Annotated in this window: 25 protein-coding genes and 2 tRNA genes; 12 read left to right on the forward strand and 15 right to left on the reverse strand. The window is 70.7% G+C overall.

What is annotated here, in order from left to right; all coding sequences use genetic code 11:
- The first annotated feature begins 116 nt into the window (after nt 1-116).
- From ABIA38_RS04805 to ABIA38_RS04815, 3 genes are all read left to right on the forward strand, one after another.
- On the forward strand, nt 117-245 hold the full coding sequence (locus ABIA38_RS04805; protein ID WP_424637116.1) for a hypothetical protein: 129 nt from the start codon (nt 117-119) through the stop codon (nt 243-245).
- 23 nt (nt 246-268) lie between these two features.
- Nucleotides 269-664 (forward strand): response regulator transcription factor, encoded by a 396-nt coding sequence (locus ABIA38_RS04810; protein ID WP_424637187.1) that lies wholly within the window; start codon nt 269-271, stop codon nt 662-664.
- A 959-nt stretch (nt 665-1,623) separates the two neighbouring features.
- Nucleotides 1,624-2,331, forward strand: coding sequence for a transglycosylase family protein (locus ABIA38_RS04815; RefSeq protein ID WP_424637117.1), 708 nt, complete (start codon nt 1,624-1,626; stop codon nt 2,329-2,331).
- A gap of 323 nt (nt 2,332-2,654) precedes the next feature.
- On the opposite strand, the gene ABIA38_RS04820 is transcribed toward ABIA38_RS04815, so the two are convergent.
- On the reverse strand, nt 2,655-2,831 hold the full coding sequence (locus ABIA38_RS04820; RefSeq protein ID WP_424637118.1) for a hypothetical protein: 177 nt from the start codon (nt 2,829-2,831) through the stop codon (nt 2,655-2,657).
- A gap of 137 nt (nt 2,832-2,968) precedes the next feature.
- Between ABIA38_RS04820 and ABIA38_RS04825 the strand changes: the two genes are divergently transcribed.
- The 4 genes from ABIA38_RS04825 (at nt 2,969) to ABIA38_RS04840 (ending at nt 6,211) form a co-directional block, all read left to right on the forward strand.
- Complete coding sequence (locus tag ABIA38_RS04825) at nt 2,969-4,411, forward strand: VWA domain-containing protein (RefSeq protein ID WP_424637119.1); 1,443 nt, start codon at nt 2,969-2,971, stop codon at nt 4,409-4,411.
- Nucleotides 4,412-4,565: 154 nt separating this feature from the next.
- Nucleotides 4,566-5,561 carry an MmgE/PrpD family protein gene (locus ABIA38_RS04830; protein ID WP_424637120.1) on the forward strand — a complete coding sequence of 332 codons (996 nt, stop codon included), beginning with the start codon at nt 4,566-4,568 and terminating at the stop codon, nt 5,559-5,561.
- A 120-nt stretch (nt 5,562-5,681) separates the two neighbouring features.
- Nucleotides 5,682-5,960 (forward strand): hypothetical protein, encoded by a 279-nt coding sequence (locus ABIA38_RS04835; protein WP_424637121.1) that lies wholly within the window; start codon nt 5,682-5,684, stop codon nt 5,958-5,960.
- Nucleotides 5,960-6,211: a hypothetical protein gene (locus tag ABIA38_RS04840; protein ID WP_424637122.1), complete on the forward strand. Its 252-nt coding sequence runs from the start codon at nt 5,960-5,962 to the stop codon at nt 6,209-6,211. The genes ABIA38_RS04835 and ABIA38_RS04840 overlap by 1 nt, the downstream gene beginning before the upstream one ends.
- A 149-nt stretch (nt 6,212-6,360) precedes the next feature.
- On the opposite strand, the gene ABIA38_RS04845 is transcribed toward ABIA38_RS04840, so the two are convergent.
- From ABIA38_RS04845 to ABIA38_RS04870, 6 genes are all read right to left on the reverse strand, one after another.
- Nucleotides 6,361-7,695 (reverse strand): MFS transporter, encoded by a 1,335-nt coding sequence (locus ABIA38_RS04845; RefSeq protein ID WP_424637123.1) that lies wholly within the window; start codon nt 7,693-7,695, stop codon nt 6,361-6,363.
- A 179-nt stretch (nt 7,696-7,874) separates the two neighbouring features.
- Nucleotides 7,875-8,453 carry a hypothetical protein gene (locus ABIA38_RS04850; RefSeq protein WP_424637124.1) on the reverse strand — a complete coding sequence of 193 codons (579 nt, stop codon included), beginning with the start codon at nt 8,451-8,453 and terminating at the stop codon, nt 7,875-7,877.
- Between the two features lie 225 nt (nt 8,454-8,678).
- A complete protein-coding gene (locus ABIA38_RS04855) occupies nt 8,679-8,948 on the reverse strand; it encodes a hypothetical protein (protein WP_424637125.1) in 270 nt (89 codons plus the stop codon).
- 29 nt (nt 8,949-8,977) lie between these two features.
- Nucleotides 8,978-9,817 (reverse strand): SAM-dependent methyltransferase, encoded by an 840-nt coding sequence (locus tag ABIA38_RS04860; RefSeq protein WP_424637126.1) that lies wholly within the window; start codon nt 9,815-9,817, stop codon nt 8,978-8,980.
- 90 nt (nt 9,818-9,907) lie between these two features.
- The gene (locus ABIA38_RS04865; protein ID WP_424637127.1) at nt 9,908-10,537 is read right to left on the reverse strand and encodes a hypothetical protein; all 630 of its coding nucleotides are present in this window, start codon (nt 10,535-10,537) and stop codon (nt 9,908-9,910) included.
- Nucleotides 10,534-10,761 (reverse strand): hypothetical protein, encoded by a 228-nt coding sequence (locus ABIA38_RS04870; RefSeq protein ID WP_424637128.1) that lies wholly within the window; start codon nt 10,759-10,761, stop codon nt 10,534-10,536. Before ABIA38_RS04870 ends, ABIA38_RS04865 begins: the two co-directional genes overlap by 4 nt.
- 207 nt (nt 10,762-10,968) lie before the next feature.
- Here ABIA38_RS04870 and ABIA38_RS04875 point away from each other — a divergent pair, with 207 nt between their 5' ends.
- The 3 genes from ABIA38_RS04875 (at nt 10,969) to ABIA38_RS04885 (ending at nt 12,589) form a co-directional block, all read left to right on the forward strand.
- A complete protein-coding gene (locus ABIA38_RS04875; protein WP_424637129.1) occupies nt 10,969-11,829 on the forward strand; it encodes a helix-turn-helix domain-containing protein in 861 nt (286 codons plus the stop codon).
- 21 nt (nt 11,830-11,850) lie between these two features.
- Complete coding sequence (locus ABIA38_RS04880; RefSeq protein WP_424637130.1) at nt 11,851-12,039, forward strand: DUF397 domain-containing protein; 189 nt, start codon at nt 11,851-11,853, stop codon at nt 12,037-12,039.
- A 154-nt stretch (nt 12,040-12,193) separates the two neighbouring features.
- The gene (locus tag ABIA38_RS04885) at nt 12,194-12,589 is read left to right on the forward strand and encodes a DUF397 domain-containing protein (RefSeq protein WP_424637131.1); all 396 of its coding nucleotides are present in this window, start codon (nt 12,194-12,196) and stop codon (nt 12,587-12,589) included.
- Nucleotides 12,590-13,029: 440 nt separating this feature from the next.
- Here the strand turns inward: ABIA38_RS04885 and ABIA38_RS04890 are convergent.
- Nucleotides 13,030-13,102: transfer RNA gene (locus ABIA38_RS04890), tRNA-Arg, on the reverse strand.
- A 470-nt stretch (nt 13,103-13,572) separates the two neighbouring features.
- A tRNA-Ser gene (locus tag ABIA38_RS04895) sits at nt 13,573-13,661 on the reverse strand.
- Between the two features lie 144 nt (nt 13,662-13,805).
- Here ABIA38_RS04895 and ABIA38_RS04900 point away from each other — a divergent pair.
- Nucleotides 13,806-17,174 (forward strand): PAS domain-containing protein, encoded by a 3,369-nt coding sequence (locus ABIA38_RS04900; protein WP_424637132.1) that lies wholly within the window; start codon nt 13,806-13,808, stop codon nt 17,172-17,174.
- A gap of 262 nt (nt 17,175-17,436) precedes the next feature.
- Here ABIA38_RS04900 and ABIA38_RS04905 read toward each other — a convergent pair whose 3' ends face one another.
- Nucleotides 17,437-17,754 carry a hypothetical protein gene (locus ABIA38_RS04905; protein ID WP_424637133.1) on the reverse strand — a complete coding sequence of 106 codons (318 nt, stop codon included), beginning with the start codon at nt 17,752-17,754 and terminating at the stop codon, nt 17,437-17,439.
- A gap of 353 nt (nt 17,755-18,107) precedes the next feature.
- Between ABIA38_RS04905 and ABIA38_RS04910 the strand changes: the two genes are divergently transcribed.
- Nucleotides 18,108-19,763, forward strand: a complete 1,656-nt coding sequence (locus ABIA38_RS04910; RefSeq protein WP_424637134.1) for a long-chain fatty acid--CoA ligase — start codon at nt 18,108-18,110, stop codon at nt 19,761-19,763.
- Nucleotides 19,764-19,786: 23 nt separating this feature from the next.
- Here the strand turns inward: ABIA38_RS04910 and ABIA38_RS04915 are convergent, their stop codons facing one another.
- From ABIA38_RS04915 to ABIA38_RS04935, 5 genes are all read right to left on the reverse strand, one after another.
- Entirely contained in the window at nt 19,787-20,593 is an 807-nt protein-coding gene (locus ABIA38_RS04915; RefSeq protein WP_424637135.1) for a DUF1906 domain-containing protein, read from the reverse strand.
- A 208-nt stretch (nt 20,594-20,801) separates the two neighbouring features.
- The gene (locus tag ABIA38_RS04920) at nt 20,802-21,983 is read right to left on the reverse strand and encodes a lipid-transfer protein (RefSeq protein ID WP_424637136.1); all 1,182 of its coding nucleotides are present in this window, start codon (nt 21,981-21,983) and stop codon (nt 20,802-20,804) included.
- The gene (locus tag ABIA38_RS04925) at nt 21,980-22,429 is read right to left on the reverse strand and encodes a MaoC family dehydratase (RefSeq protein ID WP_424637137.1); all 450 of its coding nucleotides are present in this window, start codon (nt 22,427-22,429) and stop codon (nt 21,980-21,982) included. The genes ABIA38_RS04920 and ABIA38_RS04925 overlap by 4 nt, the downstream gene beginning before the upstream one ends.
- A complete protein-coding gene (locus tag ABIA38_RS04930) occupies nt 22,426-23,553 on the reverse strand; it encodes an acyl-CoA dehydrogenase family protein (RefSeq protein ID WP_424637138.1) in 1,128 nt (375 codons plus the stop codon). The genes ABIA38_RS04925 and ABIA38_RS04930 overlap by 4 nt, the downstream gene beginning before the upstream one ends.
- Nucleotides 23,553-24,560 carry a bifunctional MaoC family dehydratase N-terminal/OB-fold nucleic acid binding domain-containing protein gene (locus ABIA38_RS04935; protein ID WP_424637139.1) on the reverse strand — a complete coding sequence of 336 codons (1,008 nt, stop codon included), beginning with the start codon at nt 24,558-24,560 and terminating at the stop codon, nt 23,553-23,555. The genes ABIA38_RS04930 and ABIA38_RS04935 overlap by 1 nt, the downstream gene beginning before the upstream one ends.
- Between the last annotated feature and the right edge of the window lies 1 nt (nt 24,561).

Consider the following 24,561-nt stretch of genomic DNA (forward strand, 5'->3'; position numbering starts at 1 on the left):
GAACGGCCGCAGCCCACCGATTCGTTCCGGGCCCGGACGCCGCACCGTGGTACATCCTGTTCTGGCTGCTGCTGGGCCTGGGCCCGATGGCCGTGGCCGGGAAAGGCGATCCCGGGGTGACCCGGCAGAGCGATCGGCGGGTACGCGCCCTGGACGGCGAACCGGAGAGCGCCCAGCGGCGGTTGGCCGAGGCCAATCAGCGCCGGGGTGCGGCGGCGGACAGGACCCGGACCCGCTGCGCGTGATCGTGGTGGACGACCACTCGGTGATGCGGGCCGGAGTGGTCGCGCTGCCGGCCTCGGAGCCCACCGTCGAGATCGTCGGCGAGGCGGGCGACGGCCTGGCCGCGGTCGAGCCGGTCGAGCGGTTGGCGGCCCGGGGGCAGACCGTCCCGGCCCCCAGGGTCGCGGAGCGGCTGGTCGCGAGGATGCGCCGACCCGCGCCGGTGGTGCCGACCACGCGTGAGGTGCAGGTGCCGGACGCGGTGGCCGACGGGCTCTCCAACGCGGATATCGGCAAGCGGCTGGTGATCGCCGAGGCGACGGTGAAGACGCACCTGCTGCGTGTGTTCGCGAAGTCGGATGTCAGCGATCGCACGCACGGCGTGGGCACCGCGAGCGAAAGTGGTCTGCTGCCTCGGGCCAAGGGCGGGCCGGGCAACTGATTCGCGACCGGCGCGTCGGACGCGCCGAGAGCGCTCTTGGCGCTCCTATATATAGGGGTGCGCGTGGAGGTGCGCCCGGGGATGCGCCGGGCGCGACTTTCGGCGCTCGGGAATCCGCTTTCCCGCTGCCACGCATCGTGATATCGGCGCGCTTTCCCGGTGGTCGGGCTTCCGGAACGCCGTCTTCCGGGTCGGTGTCGCCCGAAAGGGCGGCGAATAGCCCCACGCACGGGTGAAAGTGGCGCGGGTCACATGTTTCAAGGTGGCCGGGATCGCATTCGGCATACTTTTCCGGCCGGTGGCGGAGTGCTCTCGAAGAGTGAAAACACGCAGGCCGGCGCCGGTGTCCCGAGCGTTGTTCGGCCGGTTATACCCGGTGTGTATGCCGACTGTCATCGGCGAAATTGTGATGCCGCTCACCCCACACGTGTAAGCCGGACATAAAGGTACGTAAGGATCGGTGGAAATGCGGCCGCCGGGCCGGTGGTTCCGGTGAGCATCCGATCGCATCCGGTGATAATTCGACAGTGCGTCACGCGGCGATCGCAGATTGTGTAGAGCTGGGGGTCAAAAGGGGCAAAAGGTTCCCTGGTTTCGACCCCGGTAAACGCGAATCCGGCCCGGAAGGCGGCTCGGCGGGGTCGGCAGGGCATTTCTAATACCTATCCTGACCTGCGTAAATGCCCGAGCGGGTTGATAACGGCCGGATAACCTGTTTATGGTCCTGGCGTCGTGCAAATCGCACCTCCTGGGTTCCCGCCGGCAAGGCATGGCGGAACTCGCGGTCTGGGAGGGCCGCGGGGTAGCGGCATCGGACATCACGCTCAGGCGTGACCGTTCGGTTCCGGGCAGGGGTGATCCGCAAGGATCGCGCCGGTCCATCCGCCCCAGGGGAATTCCGAGAGGAATGTATGTCTCTCCGCAACGCTTTCGGTCGCAGCACCAACACGCACCGCGGCATGGGTCGGACCCAGCGTCGTCTGCGCACCGCGACCATCGTCGGCGTCGTCGCCGCCACCCCGCTCGTCGGGCTCGCGACCGCGACCTCGGCCGGCGCTGCCACGACTTCCACTTGGGACAAGGTCGCCGAGTGCGAGAGCGGCGGCAACTGGTCCATCAACACCGGCAACGGCTACTACGGCGGCCTGCAGTTCACGCAGAGCACGTGGCGCGCCAACGGCGGCACCGGTAGCCCGCAGGGCGCCTCGAAGGCGGAGCAGATCCGGGTCGCCGAGAACGTGCTCAAGACCCAGGGCCCGGGCGCCTGGCCGGTGTGCTCGAAGAAGGCCGGCCTGACCCGCGGCGGCGGCAGCCCGTCCGAGGACGCCGGCAGCACCACCCCGTCGAAGAAGGCTTCGACGCCCAAGAGCACCCCGAAGAAGGTCGACGCCACGCCGCAGAGCGAGACGCCGAAGAAGTCGGCCCCGGTCGCCAAGTCGGAGCCGCTGGCCAAGTCGGAGTCGGTGACCAAGTCGGAGTCGGCCACGACGGTGGAGACCACCTCGGTCGAGGGCACCTACGTGGTCAAGTCCGGCGACACGCTCAGCGGCATCGCCGCGGCGAGCCACGTGAGCGGTGGCTGGCAGTCGCTGTACGCGAAGAACCAGGGCGTGGTCGGCACCAACCCCGACCTGATCCTGCCGGGCCAGAAGCTGGTCCTGCGCTAGAACTCCCCCGGGACCCCTGCCGGTCCCGATGGTTCGGCGTACGCCGTGCGGTGCCCGCGACGCGGTGCACGGCGGTCGAGTGAACAGTGCGGACGCGGCGTGCTGCCGCGTGGATGTACCGCGCGCGGATGCATCGCGCGTCGACGGTCGGGGGCGGCCGTATCTCCTGTGCGAATACCGGGGGATGCGGTCGCTTTCGGCCGTTTTGTGGGTTCTGATGGCGAGTTGGCCGATCGGTCGACCGCAGTACCACGACGTGCCGTGGAGGGGACGGGGCGTCGCGTGGGGCCTGCCGGGCCCTACGAACGGCCCGGGTGGCACCGTCAGGTGCGGCTCGGGCCGCACTGCGTCGCGGCCGCCTCGGCGGCGCACAGCGACTCCAGGCGGCGGGCGATCGAGGCCGCGCGCTCGATCAGCAGCCGGGCACGCTCGTGCTCGACCTCGCTCCACTCGCCGGGGTCCGCGCGATTGGCGCCCGGATGATGACCGTTGTTGCCCATAACCGCTTGGTTCCCACCGGATGGGGGCGATCATTCACGATGTGCCGGTCCATCACTCGTGACGCCGATCACGTCCGGCGCCGGGCCGGCGCGTACATCTGTGCGGCAGGTCGTCGCTTCGGGCCACACTGACGACCATGACGACTCTGATCGCCGGGGCCAATGTCCCGGTTCCCGCGGGCCCGTTGACCCTGGTGCTCCGCCGCGCGGCCGAGGCGCCGAGCGCGGACGTCTCGGCGCTGCTGCTCGGATCGGACGGCAAGGTGCGCTCGGACGAGGACTTCGTGTTCTACAACCAGCCCGCCGCGGCGGGCGGCGCGGTACGGCACCTCGGCGCGGCGGCGGGCGGCGAGGCGGTCGTGGTCGACCCCGGCGCGCTGCCCGCCGACGTGGACCGGGTGGTGTTGGCCGCGTCGGTGCACGAGGGCACGTTCGCCTCGGTCGGCGGGTTGGCGCTGGCCATGTTGGACGCCGGGGGCGGTACGGCGGCCACCTTCGCGGTGCGGGCCGGCGCCGGCGGCGAGACCGTGCTGGTGCTCGGCGAGCTGTACCGGCGGCAGGGGATCTGGAAGTTGCGGGCGATCGGGCAGGGTTACGACACCGGGCTGGCCGGGCTCGCGACGGACTACGGCGTGGATGTGGGGGAGACGGATCAGGAGCCGGGCGCCGGGGCCGCTTCGTCCGCGTCGCGCGCTTCGTCCGTCGGTTCCGGGCTCCCCGCCGGGACGTTGCCGGTCGCACCGGTGGGTGCCACGCCCGGGTGGGCGCCGCCGCCGTACAGCGACGAGCCGACGATGCGGCTGCCCGCGCCTGCGGAGGACCCGCAACTGGCCGGTCTGCCGGCGGAGGTGGGCGCACGGATCTCGCTGCGCAAGGAGGCGGTGCGGATCACCCTGGAGAAGAAGGGCCTGCGCGACGTGGTCGCCCGGGTGGCGATCGTCCTCGACCGCTCCGGCTCGATGCGCGCGCAGTACGCCACCGGCGCGGTGGGTCGCCTGGTGGAGCGGATGGCGCCGATCGCGGCCCGCCTGGACGACGACGGCGAGTTGGACGCGTGGATCTTCGCCGACGAGTTCGCCCGGCTCGACCCGGTCCGGATCCCGCAACTGCCGGGCTGGATCGACGCCAACGTGTACATCGACGGCGGCGGTCGCAGGTCGCAGTCGCCGCCGCTGCCGAACGGGGCGCAGCGGGTGCCGGATCGGCTGTCCGGGGTGTTCGGCGGCAACAACGAACCGGCGGTGATCGAGGACATTGTCGAGCGCTACCGCCGCGAGCCGGGCGCGCCGGTGCTGGTGCTGTTCTTCTCGGACGGCGGGATCAACCGCAGCAAGCAGATCGAGCGGCTGTTGATCGACGCCGCGGGGTTGCCGATCTTCTGGCAGTTCGTCGGTCTGGGACAGTCGAACTACGGGATCCTGGAGCGGATCGACACGATGCCCGGGCGGCTGGTGGACAACGCCGGGTTCTTCCAGGTCGACGACATCGACCGGATCTCCGACGTCGAGTTGTACGACCGGATCCTGTCCGAGTTCCCGCAGTGGCTGACCGCGGCGCGGACGGCGGGCGTGCTGCGCTGATTCGCGGCGTTGTTTCTTCGTTGTTTCTTCGTTCGGATCCCCCACCTCCCGGTGATTGGGGGCTGACGCGACGTCACCAGGGCGGTCACAATGGGACATTGCGCCGTCCTTTCGCGCCACGTCGTCGGGCAGTCGAGGTACGGGGAGGGGTTCCATGCCGGTATCGGGCGAATTCGCCGATTGGGCCACTGAACTGACGTTGCGTCATATCCCGGTGACGGTACGGCGGGCGACCAATCGGCGGATCCTGACGGCGATCGCCGGCGGGGTCGGCGCGGCGCGCGTGGGCACCGTGGACTCGGCCGTGCATGTCGCGGTCGGGATCGGCGGCCCGCCCGAGGCCGAGCTGATCGGACACGCGGCGGGTCGACTCGGGGCGCCCGCCGCCGCGCTGGCGAACGGCATGCTGATCGGGGCGACGCGGGGCGGACTTGGCTCCGGGGCCGGGTCTGGTTCCGGCTTCGGGTCCGGCCCGGGTTTCGGTGCCGGTGCCGGCCCCGGTTTCGGGTCCGGTGCCGGTGTCGAACCGGATGGCGCCGGCGCGGCGATGGCCGTGGTGCTGCCGGCGGCGCTCGCGGTCGGCCAGGAGGTCAAGGCGCGCGGCGACGAGGTGTTGGTCGCGGTGATCGCCGGGCACGAGATGGCCTGTCGACTGGCCGGTTCGGCGGGCTCGCGCTCGGTCGGGGTGCTGGGCGCCACGCTGGCGGCGGCCCGATTGATGACGCTGGACCGGTCCCGGATCCGGGACGCGGTGGGCATCGCGGGGGAGTTCGTCGGCATCCCGATGGGCGCGGGCGGCGGCCTTGGGGTGGCCGAGGGGGTCGCGGCGGGCAACGCGATCATCGCGGCCCGACTGGCCGCGTCCGGCGCGAGCGGCCCACCCGGCGGCATCGACGAACTGTGCCGAACCGGACACCTGCGCCCGGAAGCGGTGCTCGACGGGTTGGCCGGCCTCGACGGCGAATGGGCCTGCGAGGCACCCCTGACCCCGGAGCTGACGGACTACCAATTCGACCTGGAAACCTGCGACCGCCTGGGCGGCACCCGCCGCGACGCCAGAGCCCTGGTGGCCGAAATCCGCGCCCTGGCCTTCGCCCCGTCCCTGGACTCGATCCTGGCCCTGACGGTAAAGGTCGCAGCGGGCACGTGAGCAGGGCGGGCCGAGCGCCCCCTCGCGAGCCGTCGCGCTCGCCCGGTGCGCTGCTACCGCCCGATCGGTCGCCGGTGCGACGCTGTCACGTACCGATCGCAATCGTCGTCAGGGAGCGTCATGGCCGAGGGATACACCACCGTTGTGCGCGGCGAGCGAATCGTATTGCCGAACACGCTTGCCAAGATCCGCGCGGCGTTGCCCGAAGAACGGCGCGCGGCGTTCGACGAGGAGATGTACTCGACGCCGCTCGATCAGATCCAGGCCCGAGCACTGCTCGGCTGGGCGCTGCCTCCGGAGGCCGACATCGAGGACGAGGAGAACGCTGCACGCGCCCGCGCCGGCGAGAAGTTCGGCTTCTTCGACAGCGAGGGCAAGCCACGCGAACTGGGGGACTGATGAGCTATCTCGTGCAGTACGCGGGCCTGGCGGAAGCCGAACTGGCCAAGCTGTCGGCCGCTCGACAGCGGGAAGTGCGAGCTGTGGTCGACGGTTCGATCGGCCGCGATCCGTATGGTTGCGGATCGGCGTCGGTCCGAGGTGATCGAGACCGACGTGAGGTAGCCGTGGCCAACGTGGTCCTGCGCTACGAAGTCAGCCCCGGAGTGCTCGTCGTCACAGTCCTGCGCCTGGCGGCTCCGTTCGGCTGAGCCTCGGAGATGGGCGCGAGATGGGCGTTCGAAGACGGAACGCAAAACAGGTCGGATGCCCTTTCGGGGATCCGACCTGTACTGGTGTCGCACTCCGGGTGCGCTCGGCAGGATTCGAACCTGCAACCTGTTGAGCGCCTACCGGTCGTCTACCACGCCCACCCCGCCGCCGCATGGCTCGCCTGCTCGATCAGCACGGCTTCGTCGTCGAGAGACGGTTCACGTCCGTCGACTCGCCCAACCTCGTTATCGCCGCCCGCAAACGCGACGGGTGAGGGTCCGGTCAGGACCCGGGAGGCCCACCAAGTGACGAGGGCGCCGCTCGTCGTGAGCGCTCCGAGAACCACGAACGCCGAGCGGGGCGCCCGCTCCACGAGCGCCGGCAGCACCAGCATCCCGGCCATGCACGCCGCGTGCAGCGCGGTCGACTGCACCGTGAACAACCTCAGGCGCTCCGCGCGCGCCGACACCCCGATCCGCGCTTGCAGAACGATCGACCCGACGGGCGACAATGCGCCCGCGACCACGCCCACCACGAGCAACCGAGTCAGGCTCCCCGCGACCGCGAACGCGGCGAGAGCCAACCCTCGGCCGATCCACACCGCGCAGTACAACTCGGCCCAGCGCGCACCGACGCGCACGTTCCCGGCCACCAGGTTCCCGAGCAGACCGCCGGCCGCCATCGCCGACACCACGAGCCCGTAGCCGCCCAACCCGGCATCCATGCGCGTGGTCAACAACACCATCACGCCCACGTTCAACGCACAGGCACAGAACTCGCCGAGCGTGGCCAGACCGATTGCCCAGCCCATGATCGGCTGTTTCGCCATCACGTGGCGCGCGGACAGGACTTCGACTTCGCCGCCGTCCGTCGACGCCTCGGCGGCACCCACGTCGGCCTTGCGGCCGTCCCCGGCGCGGCGACCGAGCAGCATGAACGCGGCGGCCGAGACCAGGAACGTCGCCGCGTCCACCAGGAAGAGCCCCGGAACGGACAGGACCGTCAACAACGCACCCGCCGACGCCGGACCCAGGATCCAGGTCAGCCGTCCGGTCAGGTTCACCAGACCCGTGACCGCCTGCACCCGGTCCTCCTCAACCAGGTCCGGGACCAGCGTGGACAAGGCCGGTTCGGTCACCGCGTCGGCGGTGCCGACCAACGCGATCACGATCATGATCCCCACGACGCCGAACGCGTTCCACAGCCAGGGCACCGAGGCCACCACGCCCACCTGTGCGACCTCGATCACCGCCAGGCGCCGCAGCCGCGTCGCCCACGCCACCAACCGTTGCCCGAAGGCACCGATCACCAGGTGCGGCACGCCCTCGACCATGACGACCAACCCCATGGCCACCGCGCCCGAGCGTTCCCACGCCAACCAGGCCAGGGCCAGCGTGAAGAACCGGTCCCCGAAGGCGCTCACGGTCTCGGCCAACCACAGGAGCAGGACGCGGCGTTGCCGCAGCAGTCGCAAATAGGCCACGACGCGCCACCCTACGAACCCGCGAGCGCGACCGACCGGCGAACCGCCGATGTCCGCTCGCCCGGATGAATCATCGATCGGGTACGCCCAGGTGGCGTTGCGTCGGGTGGTGGTTCCGGCCGGGCGGACGATGGCGGCTCAGGTGGCGGCGATCGGGCTGTCGTCGGTGGTGGTGTCGGTCATCGGCTGTCGTCGGGGATGTGGAGGCGGCGGGCGATGGCGCGGTCGGCGATGGCGGCGCGGGTGCGGGCGTCGTCGAGCCATCGGGTGAGGTGGTCGTGGAGTTGGGTGACCTGGTCGATGGTGAGTCCGGTGATGGGTGTCTGGTCGAGGCGGAGTCGGGGTTCGGGTGCGGTGGTGGTGGGGAGCAGGTCGGGGCGGTGCCGAGCGATGTCCTTGAGGAGGATCTCCCGGTGGTGTTCCTCGATGTGGACGACGGTGCGCGGTTCGGGGCGGTCGACTTCGTCGCCGTCGACGGAGTCGACGAAGACCCGCAGCCGCAGGCCGAATCCGTCGCGGATCAGCAGGGCCCGGCCCGGCGGCCGGTCCTGCGGACGCGGCGGGTGCAGCAGCGTCCCGGCGAAGATGCGGACATCGGTGTCGGTGAGGTGGAGGGCGACGCGCGGGTGTGCCGTGGGGGCGCTGTCGGAGGCGGAGGCGACGGCCAGGCGCCACGGCCGGGGGTGGTCGACGGGTTCGAGGTGGATGGTCCGGGCGGGCAGGACGACGGTCTCGGTGACCGCCTTGCTCTCGGTCACGAGGGCTCCAACGGGTATGTGAACGTGGGTGGTTGGCGCGGGGCTGGATCGGTCCCGCCATCGGGGCGGCACGGGGGCCAGCGGCAGGCGGGCCCTGCCGACCCCGCCCGTGCGGGACCGGAACCGGCGCCGCTTGGGGTCGGCGGCCCGTCCGAGAATCCGAGCCGTTCGGCGTGGGCCAACGCGCTGTTGTCGAGCGGCGGCGGTCTCGGCGGTGGAGCCGGGTCAGGTCCAGGCGGGCGCCTTGAGGATGTCGGCGATCCGGGACACGCTCACGGCGACGAGGTTCGCCATCTCGGCCCTGGAGAGTCCGTCGGTGCGGCCTTCGATCACGGCCTTACGGACGGCGGCGTCGGCGGCCTGGAGTTGGCGGCGGGCCTCGCGCTGCGCGTAGGTGCCGGGTGGGCTCTGGTGGTAGGTCGATCGGACCGTCGCGCGTACGAGTACGGCCCGCTTCAGACGCTGCCGCGCCGCGTCCTTCGTGTCGTCATTCATGAAACTTCCTTGACTATCCGGGGTGTTCGTCACCAGATCCGGGCGACGCCGCCGTACATGTCCACTTCGTGCGAGGTGCGCCGGTATGCCGGTGAGCCGGCGGGGCGCCATCGGGAGACCTCGACCATGCCGGGCTCGACGAGGTCCATCGGGGCGAGGAAGCCGTCGACCTCGCGGCGCTCGCGCACGCGTCCCCATGCGCCGCCGGTGGCCGTGGTCATGTGGTGGGTGTAGCGGCGGCGCAGGGTTGCGTCGTCGGCGACGAGGTGGCTTACGGCGACGAAGCTGCCCGGGACCAGACGCCTGGTGACGGCGTGGATCAGTGTGGTGGGGTCGGCCGAGTCCGGGACGCAGTGCAGGACCGCGAGCAGGAGCACGGCCACGGGGCGTTCGAGGTCGAGGAGGCGGGTGGTCTGCGGATCGGTGAACACGGCGTCGAGGTCGGTCAGGTCGGCGAGGACGACGCCCACGCCGTCACCGTCGTCGAGGACGAACCTGGCGTGGCCCCAGACCTGCGGGTCCCGGTCGACGTAGACGGTTCGGGAACCGGGATGGACGTCGCGGGCGATCTCGTGGACGTGCCGGAAGCGACGCCCCTCCCGGGCGGCCGGGGTGGGCAGGCCGCACCCCAGATCGAGGAACTGCCGTACACCGCAACGCCCGGCGAGGAAGTGCACGACGCGCTCCAGGAAGCGCCGGTTCTCCTGGGCGAGTTGGGGCAGGTCGGGGACGAGGTCGTGCAGCGGCCCGAGGGCGGCGAGGTCGGCGGCGTACGAGTCGGTGCCACCGAGGGCCCAGTCGTACATACGCGCGTCGGCCGCCACGCTCACGTCGATGATCGGCATGCGAGGGCCGTCCGAATCGGACATGGGGTTGCTCCAGGCAAAGAGAGAGCCCGGCCGGGCGCGTGGCGTGTATGACGGCACAGCGTGCGCACCCGGCCAGGCGGCCGAGGGTAACTACGCTTCGGCGGCCAGCGGTTCGGTCGCGAGCGTCGCCACTGGGCCCAGGCTCTCGGCGGGGCTGGGGATCGCGGGTTCGGCGGGTGCGTCGAGCATTTCGGCGGTGAGCAAGTTCTCGTCGCGGTGGCCGCGTAGGGGTATGAGGTGCATGGCGATGGTGCCGGTGACGAGGTCGGGGTGGACGCCGCTGGCGAGGAACCAGGATGTCGGGCCGCCGGTGCCCGGTAGCCATCCGCACTCGCCGCCGGGCCAACCGGCCACGACCTGGGCGACGATGCCGAGCCCCTGGCCCCGAACGAATCGCCGGGCGGGTAGGAGGGGTTGGACGTATCCGTACGGGGACCACGTCGCCCGGGGTACGACCTCCTGTACGCCGACCAGCAGCACGTGGGTGAGGCCGTCGCCGGTGTCGAGCATGGCGTACATGGTCCTGACGTCGACGGTCAGCCAGTCGACGGTGGAGTGCAGCGTCGCGTCGGTGGCCAGCTCGGAGAGCATGAGGATCACGTCCTCGCGCCATTCGCCGGTGAGTTCGATCTCGTCGCAGATCCGACGCATGGTCGCCCGCGCCAGGCCGGCGGATTCGGCGGCACGCGGGAAGCTCTTGCGGACGGCGATCTCGGTCATGGTGCGCACCCCTTCGGGTCTTCGCCGTCGAGTGCGCGGGACAGGCCCGCGTACAGCAACTCGGCGCTGGAGCCGTCGAGCAGCAGGTTCAGCCGACCCACGGGCGCGGCCTGTGCGTCGCGCATCGTCAGAGGGACGGTGATGAGGCCGGTCGCGGAGTCGCGAACGATCGGAAGTCCGCGATCGGCAGTGGTGAAACGGATGGTCGGCAGGTCGTCGCGCATGACTGTCTCCCTTGGAGCGCGCGAAAGATGATCACTCACCCGACTTGAACCATCACGGGAGGTGACCTAATCGAGCGTACGCAGCTCGTGAGGAAATGCAACTTGAACATCTGAATGCATAGTTGCGTTCCCTGGTACGCCCGATCACACTGTCGCTACAGTCCGTGATACGACGTCCTGGGATCCGCACACGAAGGCAGGTATCCGATGGTCACCGAGCAGACCCCGACCGTGCGGAGGCGCCGGCTGGGCGAATCGCTGCGCGAACTCCGAGTGCAGGCAGGGCTGCGCGTGGAGGATGCCGCCCTCCGTCTGCAGTGCCACAAGGCGAAGATCAGCCGCATCGAAACCGGACGCAGCGGAGTACGAACGCGCGACGTCCGCGAACTCCTCGACCTCTACGGCGTACTCGACCCGGATACGCGCCTGGTACTGGAAGCGCATGCTCGCGCTGGTGCCCAGCGCGGCTGGTGGCAGGACTACGGAGACGCGATTCCTCCCCCGTACGCCGACTACATCGGCTTGGAGGCCGCCGCAACGTACATCCGCGTGTGGCAACAGAGTTTGGTTCCGGGCCTCTTGCAGACGGAGGACTACACGCGTGCAGTGCACTCCGCCTTGCCCGCTGCGACCACTGCGCCGTCCAAGCTGGAGACTTTCCTCAAGGTTCGAGCCGAGCGTCAGAACATCCTGCGACTGACGCCGGACGTTCGGTTCTCGGCGATCCTGTGGGAACCCGTCATCCGCACGCCAGTCGGCGGCTCCGACGTGATGCGCAAGCAACTCCTGCACCTGCTTGCGGCAGCCGAGCGACCGAACCTGACGGTCCAGATACTCCCGCAGCGCGAAGGCGCCAACGCGGGCATGTCCGGCGCGTTCGTGATCCTCGGCTACCCGCTGCCGCCGGATCCCGATGTGGTGTTCCTGGAGAACCTGACGAGTACGCTCTACGTCGAACAGCAGCACCAGACCGACCACTACACACTGGTGTACGACGAGCTGAGATCATCGGCCCTGAGTCCGGAGGACTCGGCAACGGTGATTCGCGAGGCCGTCTCCGAAGTGTAGGTACGAGGCGAGGAGAGACACATGCAGTCGTTCGATGTGAACGCAACGCCGTGGCGCAAGTCGACGTACTCGGGCGGGACCAGCGAGTGTGTCGAGTCGGCGGTCATGCTGTCCGGCCGCGCCGGCGTGCGCGACTCGAAGTGCCCTACGGCCCCTGGGATCGCGTTCCAAGCACAAGCGTGGGCAAGCTTCCTCAGCGCTCAGCGCTGAGCACGACGAAAGCCGCCCCGCCCGGGTGGGTGAGGCGGCCTCGTCGATTCGTGAGCTCCCGAAGTTCAACGCCGGAGAAGACCGGACTTGCGCACCGCCCTCGAAGCACACGGCGGCCATGGGGGCCGCGAAGACGCGAGCGAGGAGACATGCAATGACTCCCGACACGCCAACTCCGACCCCGTGGCGCACGTCTTCGTACTCCGGAGGCACCGCCCAGTGTGTAATGGCGGCTGCTCTCACCGACGCCGGCGCAGGGGTCCGCGACTCGAAAGCGGAGCCCACGGCGGCTGGTCGCACGTTCCACATCGGCACGTGGTCCACCTTCCTCGACCAGGTACGCCGGCTACCGACGCAGCCAGAGCACATCGACCTGGCCGCACCGTTTCGCAAGTCGTCGCGTAGCGGCCCGACCAATGACTGTGTCGAGGTTGCGCCGACTCTCCTTCATGGAGCGGCAATCCGTGACAGCAAGGACTCCGGCGTCGGCACAGTCCGCGCCGGCCAGGGGTCCTGGGTGATACTCCTCGCCGAACTCAATCGCGCCTGAAGCAGGCAAAAACGGCCGCCCCGCCCATGAGGAGCGAGGCGGCCTTGTGCCACGGCGAGTATGAAGGTGGCTACGTGCGGAAGTGAGCTTGTGGTGGACGGCTCGTCGTCCGTGCACGGAGACCGCGACCGACGCGAAGCCACCCCGGCCGACGCGATGGTCTCCTGGACAGAAGCCCGAGGGTCGCTACCGTGACTGTGCCGTACGGCTGACCGTGCTGGGTTGCTGCTGGTCGGACTCGGAGTGCACCCGTGCTTCGTGATGGAGATCATGCAGCGCACGTGGATCGCGATCGCGATCTACAGCCGTGTCGAGTGCGGACACGCCGGCGGTACTCAAGCAGTTGGGCGACAGCCCGGCCGGCGTTGCTGTACTCCGCTGCTACAACCGGTATGTCAAAGGCCCTCTCCGATTCCCCGGAGAGGGCCTTTGACCTGCTGTGCGCTCGGCAGGATTCGAACCTGCAACCTTCTGATCCGTAGTCAGATGCTCTATCCGTTGAGCTACGAGCGCTTGGTCGCTTTGACCGAGGTCAACAATACATGCTCCCCGGCCGGGGGTGAAATCCATTGTTCGAGGGTGGTGCATACCCTGGCAATTGGTGAGCAAAGGGCTTCATTTCGGTGGGGGTTGGGCCGCCGGATGGGTGATGGTCGAGTGGGTGGTCGGGGGCGCGACGCGCGCGGGGGTGGGGGTGGAGTGTTCGCTGTGAGCTGAAATGGGCTTTGCGGACATTGTGGACAGTCGGGGGATCGGCGGGTGTTCGTGGGTCGTGCCGAGGTGTGACTTGCGCGGTGGGAAGTGGGGTGGGGCGCGGGGGTGTGGGGTGGTGGGACGCGGCTTTGGCGGGTCGCTCGAAGAAGAGGTTTATATCGGACATCGTGCCCTGTGTCGTGACCCCGGGTCGTCGGGTGATCACCGAGACGGCATGTCGTGGACGCGAAACAGCCCGTCTGGTGGGACCAGACGGGCTGTTCGGGGAGCGGAGGCTCCGGGATTTGAACCCGGGATGGGGATGAACCCAAACCGCATTAGCAGTGCGGCGCCATAGACCGGACTAGGCGAAGCCTCCATCGGTGTTTGCCGACGAGGAACAGATTACTAGGCTCGTCAACGTGACTGCAAAAACAATGGGATAGTCGGTCGTGACATGCCCCGGCGGCGACGGGCAAGATGGCCGTCGCGCAGTCCGAGGACCGGAGGAGGTACGCGCTTCGTGAGCAGCAGGCCATCCCGAGGCGCTGCTCGCCTCGCCGCCATACTCGACGCCCTGCCGGATGCTCTCCTGCTGGTGAATCGCAACGGCACCGTCGTCAACGCGAACGCCATGGCACTTGAGGTCCTGGAGGCGCCGGGCACTCCCGTGGTCGGGCGCGGTCTCCTCGACCTGTTGCCCTCGTTCGACCATCGCCGGATCCCGGGTTCGGTCCGTGCCAACGACTCGCGCGACACCCGGACCAAGCCGACCCGGATGTCCGCGCATCGCACCGACGGCGGCGTCTTCCCGGTCGAGGTGACCAGCGCGAACCTGCCCGCCGGTTACGACGACGAGTTGCTGATGATCGTCGTCCGCGACCTCACCGGCAAGATCGACGTCGAGGCCGAACTCGCCCGCCAGCAACGGCAGACCGAGATGATCCTGCGCGCGGCGAGCGAGGGCATCATCGGCATCGACACCGAGGGCCACATCGTGTTGGCCAACCCGGCCGCCGCCCGGATCCTGCGCCTGAGGGCCGGCGACCTCGGCGGGAAGAGCGTGCACGAACTGCTCATGCACGCACGGGCCGACGGCACACCGCTGCCTGCCGAGGAGTGCCCGCCGCTGGTCACCCTGGGCAACGGCCGCCGGCAGCGGCTGCGCGACCAGGTGTTGTGGCGCGGCGACGAGGGCTACGTCACGGTCGACATGATCACCGCGCCGATCCTGCTCGGCGGTGCCGTGGTCGGCGCCGTGATGACCTTCAGCGACACCGGGCGCGAGAAGCTGCTCGGTGAACGGCGGGCCCAGCTCGCCGAGTTGGTGGACGCCGAGATACTGGGCCGGCTTGCGGCGGTGCGCGGTCGACTGAAGAAGGTGGCCGACGGCGCGGCCGGCGAGGTCGGCCACGGCGCCCGGCGGATGGTGCGTCAGGTCGCAGGCGAGCTGGAGAGCCTGGAGGAACTCGCGGGCGAGGTACTCGCACACCAGGCCGCCGGTACCGAACCGGACAACGCCGACCCCGCGACCGGGCCGGACGCCGAGCCCGAGCGGGTGCCGACCACCGTGGACGATCTCGTCGATCGCGCCATGGAGACGGTGACCTACCTCGCGCGCGGCGCGGGTGTGGAGTTCGCGGTCAACGCGTCCCCGGTCGGGGTGCGCGTCGACGTCGACGCGATGACCCGCGCGCTCGGCCACCTGCTCGCCGACGTCGTCGCGGCCGGTCCCGAGGGCTCCACCGTCGTGGTCGCGGCGGCCCAGCGCGGCAGCGTCGCCCGGATCGAGGTGCGCGGCCCGGAGAGCCGGGGCAGCACGGTCCGGGTCCCGCTGGCCCGCGCCGTGGTCGAGGCGCACGGCGGCACGATCGAATCGCACACCGTGGCCGGCCGAGGCAGTACATACGTGGTCGAACTGCCCGCCGACGCGGAGGCCGCCGAACAGGTCGAAAGCTCCGGCGAACACCGAGCGGCCAAGGGCCGCCGAGCCCGCCAGACCGGCCGCCCGGACCCGACCTCCGACAAGACCGATAAGACGGACAAGTCTGATAAGACCGACGGCAAAGCCGAGGTGGACAAGGCAGGCAAGGCGGTCAAGAGCCCCAAGGCCGCGAAGGCCGCCGGCGGAGCAAACGCGAAGACCGACCAGGACGAAAGCGGCGCAGGCGACGAAGGCCACGAAGGCGAGGGCACCGCCGCACCGGGCGACCCCGCCGACGCCGGAACCGACACCGGTGCCGAAGCCGATGCCGAGACCGCCGTCGCCTCCACCTCCGCCGACCCCAAGCGCCGCCCCGGCCAAGCCGTCGCCCGCAGGTCGCCCCGCGACGAGGCGACCCCCGCCAAGCAGCCCGCCCCCGGCAGCGGCGTCGAACTCGCCGTCCGCGGCCGTGGTGCGCAGCCCCCCCGGGCCCGTCTGGAACCCGCCGGTTCGTCCACCCCGCCGGTACCCGCCCCGCCCCCGCCCGGTTCGGTCGCCGCCGCGCCGCAGGGCCCGTTCGCGCTGCCCCCCGGCACGGGCGCGTCCGTACCGCCGGCGCCCGCGAATGCGGCGTCGGACGACGGTCGGCACGAGCGGCCGGACACCGACGCGTACGATGAGGCCGAGGAGGCCGCGCGCAACAACAGCGGTGCGTTCGAGGCGGTATACCCGCCGCGCTCCCGGCGCGGCCGGCCCTCGCGGGACACCCACGAGGCCGCCGAAGCCGCCGCCGGCCCGTCCGGTTCGCATCGCGGCGTGGCCCACCAGGCCGCACTCGAAGCGCCCGAAGCAGCCGACCCGGGCAACGCGACCGCCCCGATCGACCCGACCGCCCTGCCCCAACGACCGGCAGCCGCAGCCACGATCCCGCCCCCCACCGGCCGGCTCAACGGCACGCACACCCCGCAGGGCGCCCAGGCCCGCCGCCGGCTGTCCACGCCCCCGGCCCCGATCCCGGCGCAGAATCGTGATGGCTCGGGACGAACCACCAGCGTGCGGGACCGCCCCGGCCGACCCGCCGCCGACGACATGCCCACCGAGGTGCTGCCGCCCATCCCGGCCGCGCCCGATCAGCCGATTCCGGTCCACGGTCGGCGGCCCGGCTACCCGGCCGAGCCGCCCGGTGACGGCGAACCGAGGTACGGCGAGCCGATGTCCGGCGCCGATCTGCCGACCATGGTCACCCCCGCGCCCGACGGGCAACCACGTCGGCTGCTGGTCTGGCCCGAGCCGGACACCGCCACCGCGGGTGCGCTGACCGCACGCGGGTGGAGTCCGCTCCTGGTGCGCTCGCGCGAGGAGGTCGACGCGAGCGTCCCGGTCCAGCCGGCCGCGCTGTTCGTGGATCCGCTGACCGGTCCGATCACCCGTACCGCGCTCCAGTCGCTGCGCACCGCCGCGACCGCCGCGCAGATCCCGGTACTGGTCACCGCCGGGTTGATGCAGGCCACCCGCGATGCCGCGTTCGGCGCCGACCCGGCCGTACTGCTGCGCTCCCTGGCGCCGGCGGACAGTGCCGGGCACGCCTCGCGCGTACTGCTCGTGGAGGGCAATCCGGACATCGCGGCGGCGTTCACCGCGTCCCTGGAACGGCGCGGGATGGACGTGGTGCACGCGGCCTCGGAGAGCGAGGCGGTGTCCAAGGCGTCCAGCGTCGAGCCCAACCTCGTGGTGCTGGACCTGATGTTGGTCCGCCGGCGGCGGATGGGCGTGGTCGACTGGCTGCGCAACAACACCCGCCTGCACTCGACGCCGATCGTCGTCTACACCACGCTCGACCTGGTCGAACACGACCTGCACCGGTTGCAGACCGGCGAGACGGTGCTGTTCCTGGCCGAACGCTCGACCCGCGAGGACGTACAACAGCGCATCGTCGACCTGCTCGGCAAGATCGCGTCACCCAAGTAGTCGCGTCACCCAAGTAGTCGGTCGCGTCACGCAAGTAGTCGCGTCACCCAAGTAGTTGCGTCACCCCAGTAATCGCGTTACCCCAGTAGTCGCGTCACTCGAGTGGGTGACCAAGGCACGCCCCGACCTACCGACACCGCTCACCCACAACACCGACGCCGCGGCCCCGTCCGACACCGCGGAATCGCGCACGCCCGCACCCGAACCGCCGGCACCCGGGGGCCGCACGGCACCCGCCGTATCCGCACCGACCCGCACCGCCTCACCATGCCGCCGGCCCCCGGGCGTGCAGTCGGCGGCTCATCTCGCCGACGGTCAGGGCCAGTTCGGTGCCGAGGTCGATCGCCTGGGGGTGGTCGTGGTGTTCGCGCATCCACCAACACATGACCTGCACGATAGGCCCGGCGGACTCCGGATGTCCGATGATCGCGGTCCGCGCGCACAACGGCCGCGGCGGCCCGTCGTTGCCGAGCCGGAACCAGTAGCCGTCCCGGAAGCCGAGCACGGGATGACCCAACGCGTCCGGCAGCACGACGTCGTACGGTCGGTGCGGTTCGGATCGCACCTCCAACGGGTACATGGGTGGCCCTCCAGGGGGAAGTCGAGGGCTCGCCGGTCCCCCTCCGGAAGAGCGGAAAAGCAGGAATCACGGAACGCGCGCGCGGCGTTCCGCCGACAACGATGTGCCGGACGTCGTGCCGGTCGGAGCGACCGGGACACCGTCGCATTCTTGCGCCCGGCTAGCCCGATCGGCCGATCGCCACGCCCGGTTCACCCGTATGGGCGCGCGGCAGCGCATCGCGGGCGGGCCCGGCGGCGCGTGGCCCGGGGACGAAACCCGTCGCCCCGGGGGCTGACAACGACCCGATTGGCGAGACAGAATCCCCTACACCTCGACCGGTCCCCGTCCGGCGAATGCAGGGAGGCCACACAGTGCTGAGCACGATGCAGGACGTGCCCTTGACGATCGCTCGCATCATGCGACACGGCACCACCGTGCACGGCGGTGCGGAGGTGGTGACCTGGACCGGCGGCGCGCCCCGGCGAACCACCTATGCCGAGGTGGGGCGGCGCTCGGCACAACTCGCGCACGCGCTGCGCGAGCTCGGCGTCACCGGGGACGAGCGGGTCGCCACGTTCCTGTGGAACAACCAGGAGCACCTGGAGTGCTACCTGGCGATCCCGTCGATGGGCGCGGTGCTGCACACGCTCAACCTGCGGCTGCCTCCCGAGCAGTTGATCTACATCGCGAACCACGCCGAGGATCGGGTCCTGGTCCTGGACGGCTCGCTGGCCGCGCTCGCCGCGCCGCTGCTGACCCACCTGGCCACCGTCGAGCACGTCGTGGTCACCGGTGCGGACACCGACCTGGCCCCGTTCGCGGACTGCGGCAAGCAGGTCCACCGCTACGACGAGCTGCTCGCCGGCCGGCCGACCGAGTTCGACTGGGCCGAGGACATCGACGAACGCCAGGGCGCCGCGATGTGTTACACCTCCGGCACCACCGGCAACCCCAAGGGCGTCGTCTACAGCCACCGCTCGACCTATCTGCACAGCATGCAGGTGTGCACGATGGAAGGCTTCGGCCTGGGCACCGCGGACCTGGTGCTGCCGGTGGTGCCGATGTTCCACGTCAACGCGTGGGGCCTGCCCTACGCGGCGATGTTGTGCGGTGCCTCGATCCTGATGCCCGACCGGTTCCTCCAGCCCGAGCCACTGGCCGCGATGATCGCCGCCGAGCGGCCGACGTTCGCCGCCGCGGTGCCGACCATCTGGACCGGACTGCTCGACTACCTGGACGTACACCGCACCGATGTGACCTCGCTGAAGGAGGTCGTGGTCGGCGGTTCGGCCTGCCCGCCCGGGCTGATGCACGCGTTCGAGGAGCGGCACGGGGTGCGCATCGTGCACGCGTGGGGGATGACCGAGACCTCGCCGCTGGGTTCGGTGGCCCGCCCGCCGGCCGGGCTCACCGGCGACGAGGCGTTCCCGTACCGCATCTCGCAGGGTCGGTTGCCCGCCTCGGTGCAGGCCCGGCTGGTCGGCCCCGACGGGGTCGACGTTGCGCTGGACGGCGAGTCGGTGGGCGAACTGCTGGTGCGCGGGCCGTGGATCGCGGGCGCGTACATCGGCGACGAGGGCTCGGCGGACGCGAGCGGCGGCGGCCGGTTCCGGGACGGCTGGTTGTGTACCGGCGACGTCGGCACGATCACCCCCGACGGCTTCCTGCGGTTGACCGATCGGGCCAAGGACGTGATCAAGTCGGGCGGCGAGTGGATCTCCTCGGTCGAACTGGAGAACACCCTGATGGGCCACGAGGACGTGGTCGAGGCGGCCGTGGTGGGCGTGCCCGACGACAAGTGGGGCGAGCGCCCGCTGGCCACGATCGTGCTGCGCGAGGGCGCGGAGAGCACGGTCGAGCAACTGCGCGACTACCTCGCGGGCAAGGTGGCCCGCTGGCAGGTGCCCGAGCGGTGGAGCCTGATCGCCGCCGTGCCCAAGACCAGCGTGGGCAAGTTCGACAAGAAGGTGATCCGGCGGCAGTACGCCGAGGGCACGCTCGAGGTCAGCGAACTCGACCGGGGCTGACCCGATCGGCCGGCCGGTCGGCGTCAGAACACGCCGACCGGTCCGTCCACCGCGTTGCGGTCGATGTCGATCCGCCGGCCGCCGTGGGTCTCGGCGACGTTCCCGGTGTACTGGTGCACCCGCTTGCCGTGCCAATACCCGTCCGGCAGCGCGCCGTCGCCGCCGGCGTCCGCCCGGTCGTTCCAGTGTGCGTACCAGATCGCGTCCGGGATCGAGCGGTTGCCGACCGCCTTGACCAGGTCGGCGACGCCGGAGTCGAGGCTGCTGTAGTAGCCGGCCACGAAGCCGCGCTCGCGGACCCGGTCGGACCACGCGGAGACGAAGTCCAGGACGGCGGTCCGGCAGCCGGCGTCGGTGGTGTCGTAGGCCTCCATGTCGAACCAGAGCGCGCTGCCCGGCTTGAACCCGAGCGCGCCGGCGCGGTCCACCACGTCGTTCGCCTCGGCGATGCCCTGCCGCGCGGCCCGCGCCGGGTCGATCCGGCCCGGCTTGTCCGACTGCGTGCACGGCGCCTGGAGCCCGACCTGGATGGGCAGGAAGTCCCAGCCCTGACGGTGTACGGCGGTCACCCAATCGCGGGTCAACCGGGGGCTCGCGCAGGCCCGGTTGGCGCCCGCGACGTAGATCCCGACCACCTTGTACGGCGACTCCCGCCAGGCCCGCATGGTCTCCACGGTGGGCGCCTCGCACGTGTCGAAGCCCAGTCCGGTGACGAAGAACGAGCGGCCGAATCGGGCCGTGGCGGCGTCGGCGAGCCCGGCCGGCAGCAGGCCGAGCACGGCGGTGAGCAACACGGTCGAGGCGATCCGACGAGTGGGCAGCGGACGCACGATTCCTCCTGGCGGGCGGGATGCGGACGTCCCACCACGCTGCGCACCCCGTCCGGGCAAACCGCCGGACCGTCCGGACGACGCGCCCAAGCGTCACCCGAACGGCCCAGGGAATTACCGCGACCGCAGTACGCCGACCGCAGTACGCCAACCGCAGTACGCCGACCGAAGGACGCCGCCCGCAGCGCACCGACTGCGATGCGTACGCCTACTCGACGCCCAACACCAGACCCGAGGTCGGCACCCCGGTACCGGCGGTGACCAGCACGTTGTGCACGTTCTCGACCTGGTTGACCGAGCTGCCGCGGATCTGCCGGACGCCCTCGGCGATGCCGTTCATCCCGTGCAGGTACGCCTCGCCCAACTGGCCGCCGTGGGTGTTCGTGGGCAACTTGCCGCCCAGCTCCAGGCCGCCGTTCGCGACGAAGGCCGGTGCCTCGCCGCGCCCGCAGAACCCGAACTCCTCCAGCTGCATCAGCACGAAGGGGGTGAAGTGGTCGTAGAGCACGGCCGTTTGGATGTCGTCGGGGGTCAGCCCGGACGTCTGCCACAACTGCTTGGCGACCACGCCCATCTCGGCGAGACCGGTCATCTCGTCCCGGTAGAAGCTGGTCATCTGGTCCTGCAACCGGCCCGCGCCCTGTGCCGCCGCGTTGATGATCGCGGGCTTTTGCTTCAGGTCCTTGGCCCGCTCGGCGCTCACCACCACGATCGCCTGCGCGCCGTCGGTCTCCTGGCAGCAGTCGAGCAGCCGCATCGGCTCGACGATCCAGCGCGAGTCCTGGTGCTCGTCCAGGGTGATCGGCTTGCCGTGGAAGTACGCCTTCGGGTTGTTCGCCGCATGCTTGCGGTCGGCGACCGCGACATGCCCGAACGCCTCGGTGGTCGCGCCGTATACGTGCAGGTAGCGCTGCGCGAACATGGCCACCCACGAGGCCGGGGTGAGCAGGCCGTGCGGCATGTTCCAGCCCAGGCCGACTCCCTCGGCGGTGGGGTCGCGCTGGAGTACGCCGGAGCCGAACCGGCGGCCGGAGCGTTCGTTGAACGCGCGGTAGCAGACCACCACGTCGGCGACGCCGCTCGCGACGGCCATCGCGGCCTGGGCGACGGTGGCGCAGGCCGCGCCGCCGCCGTAGTGGATCCGGCTGAAGAAGGTCAGCTCGCCGATCCCGGCCGCGGCGGCGACCGCGATCTCCGGGTTGGTGTCCATCGTGAAGCTGACCAGGCCGTCCACCTCGGACGGCGCGATGCCGGCGTCGGCCAGTGCGGCACCGACCGCCTCGACGGCCAGGCGCAGTTCGCTGCGGCCGGACTCCTTGGAGAACTCGGTCGCGCCGATGCCGACGATGGCGGCCCGGCCGCGCAGCTTGTCGGCGTGCTTGAGGCTCACGCTTCGGCTCCTTCCGGCAGCTTCACCGTGACCGTGCCGGTGACGTGGTTGCCGAGCCCGTTGGCGCCGACCACGGCGATCTCCACGAGCGCAGTGCCGTCCTCGGCGGTGGTCTTGGCGGTCACCGTGCCGGTCAGGGTCATGGTGTCGCCGGGGTAGTTCGGCGCGCCGAGCCGGATCGCCACCTTGCGCAGCTCGGTCTCGGGGCCCGCCCAGTCGGTGATGTAGCGGCCGACCAGGCCGTTGCTGGTCAGGATGTTCATGAAGATGTCCGGCGAGCCCTTGTCCGCGGCCAGCCGCGGATCGTGGTGCACGTCCTGGAAGTCGCGGGTGGCCAGCGCGGTCGCCACGATCAGCGTGCGGGTGAGCGGGATGGCCAGCGGCGGCAGTTCGTCGCCGACGGACACCTCCGCGTGGGTCCGGCTCCGCAGTTCCGCGGTGGTCATCGGCTGCCTCCCTGGGCGGGCACGTGGGCGAGCAGTCGGCCGAGTTCGGCGAGCTGCTGGATGCCACTGCCCAGGGTCACGTCGAGCTGACGGCCCCACAGGAAGTGGCGATGGATGGGGTGGTCGATGTCGGATCCGGTGCCGCCGTGCAGGTGCTGGCAGGCGTGCACCACCCGCTTGCCCGCCTCGGAGGCGAACCAGCGGGCGACCAGGGCCTGTTCGGTGGCCGCCTCGCCCTGGTCCAGCCGCCACGCGGCTTCCAGGGTGGTGACCCGGATGACCTCGGTGTCCATGTACGCGTCGGCGGCGCGCAACATCACGCCCTGCTTGGTGGCCAGCGGCTTGCCGAACTGCTCGCGGGCGTTCACGTGTTCGACCGTGCGGGCCAGGCCGCGCGCGCATACGCCGACCTGCTGGGCGGCCAGCGCGACCCGGGCGCGGTCGACGATCCACGCGGCGACGGAGGCACCGGTTTCGGCGCCGCCGACCAGCCGGGCGGGCGCGTCGGTCAGGTCGAGGTTGCCCGAGGCCCACGGCGCGGTGGTCGGCGCCGCCTCGATCGCCACGCCGGGCGCGTCGGCGGCCACCGTGAATACGGCGAGCGCGCCGTCCAGGGACGCGGTGACCAGGACCCGGTGGGCGACGGTAAGCCAGGCCACCGCCCGCTTCGCGCCGGTCAGCCGGTAGTCGGCGCCGGCGCGCCGCGCGGTGGTCTTCGGCACGGCGGGCAATCCCGCGCCGACCTCGGCGAGCCCGCCGGCCACGATCGTCGACCCGGCCAGCAGCGCGGGCAGTTCCGCCTCGACCTGCTCCGGCGTACCGAACCGCAACAGCGGCAGCACCCCGTAGACGATGGTGTCCAGGAGCGGGATCTGCGCGGTGAACCGGCCCTGCTGCTCAAGCAGCAAGGCGAGTCCGACCAGGCCCAGTTCGCCGCCGCCGTGCTCCTCTGCGAGCAGCGCGCCGACCAGGCCGGCCTCGGCGACCTTGCCCCACAGCTCGGTGTCCAGGTCCGCGCCGGACTGGGCGAGCTTCTTCAGCCGCTCGTCGGTGGACTGGTCGGCGAAGATCCGCTCGGCCAGCGAGGCCAGCGCCTGCTGGTCCTCGGTGAGGTTGAAGTCCATCAGTTCTCCCCGACCACTCGGAACGCGGGCACGGTCAGTTCGGCGTCGTGGGTGACGAACTCCAGTTCGACCGGCAGGCCGATCCGCACCTCGTCGGGCGGCACGCCGAGCACGTTGCCGAGCATCCGCACACCCTCGTCGAGCTCGATCAACCCGACCGCGTACGGCATGTCGAACGCCGGGAACTTCGGGTGGTGCATGGTGACGTGCGAGTACACGACGCCGCTGCCGGCCGACCCGACGGTCACCCACTCGAGCGACGCGCAGGTGTTGCAGCCGGGCGCGAACGGGAAGCGCGGCGTGCCGCAGTCGACGCACTTCTGGAACAGCAGCTTCCCGTCGGCCACCCCGTCCCAGTAGGCCTGGTTGTCCTTGTTGACCACCTTGCGCGGACGCAGCGGCCGCTCGGCGGGCGGCGCGGCCTTCGGCTTTCGCTGGTGCGGCGTGTAGCGCAGGATCCGGAACCGGTGCGTGCCGATCAACTCGCGACCGCCCTCGCCCTCGCCCTCGCCCGCCCCCGCTCCCGCGACGTAGATGTTGGTCAGCGTGGTGATGAAGTGGCCGACGCCCAGGCCGGTGGTCTTCTCCTCGGACACCGTCTCGATCAGTTGGTCGTACTGCACCACCTCGCCGAGCCGCAGCGGCCGTACGTACTCCTGCTCGCAGTTGGTCGCCACCACCGAGCCGAAGCCATTGTCGGTGAAGTGCTTGTACAACTCGCCGGTCACCGAGTTCACCGTCGCGCCGGCGTCCATCCCGCGCATGATCCACACCTGGAGCATGGTCGCGGGCGCGACCACCTCGCCGAAGTGGGTGCGGGCGGCGGCCTCGGGGTCGGTGTAGACCGGATTCGTGTCGCCCATGGCCTCGGCCCAGTGCCGGATCATCGGCCCGTTGACCGGATCGAGCGCGAGCACGCCCGACTGGTCGTGCACACCCTCGTACTTCCTGACGACCGCGAGGAAGGCGGCCTTGTCCTGCGTTTCCTGGCTGGTGGGGTCGGTCATG

Origin of the sequence: Embleya sp. AB8 (assembly GCF_049739465.1) — a bacterium.
Lineage (GTDB): Bacteria > Actinomycetota > Actinomycetes > Streptomycetales > Streptomycetaceae > Embleya.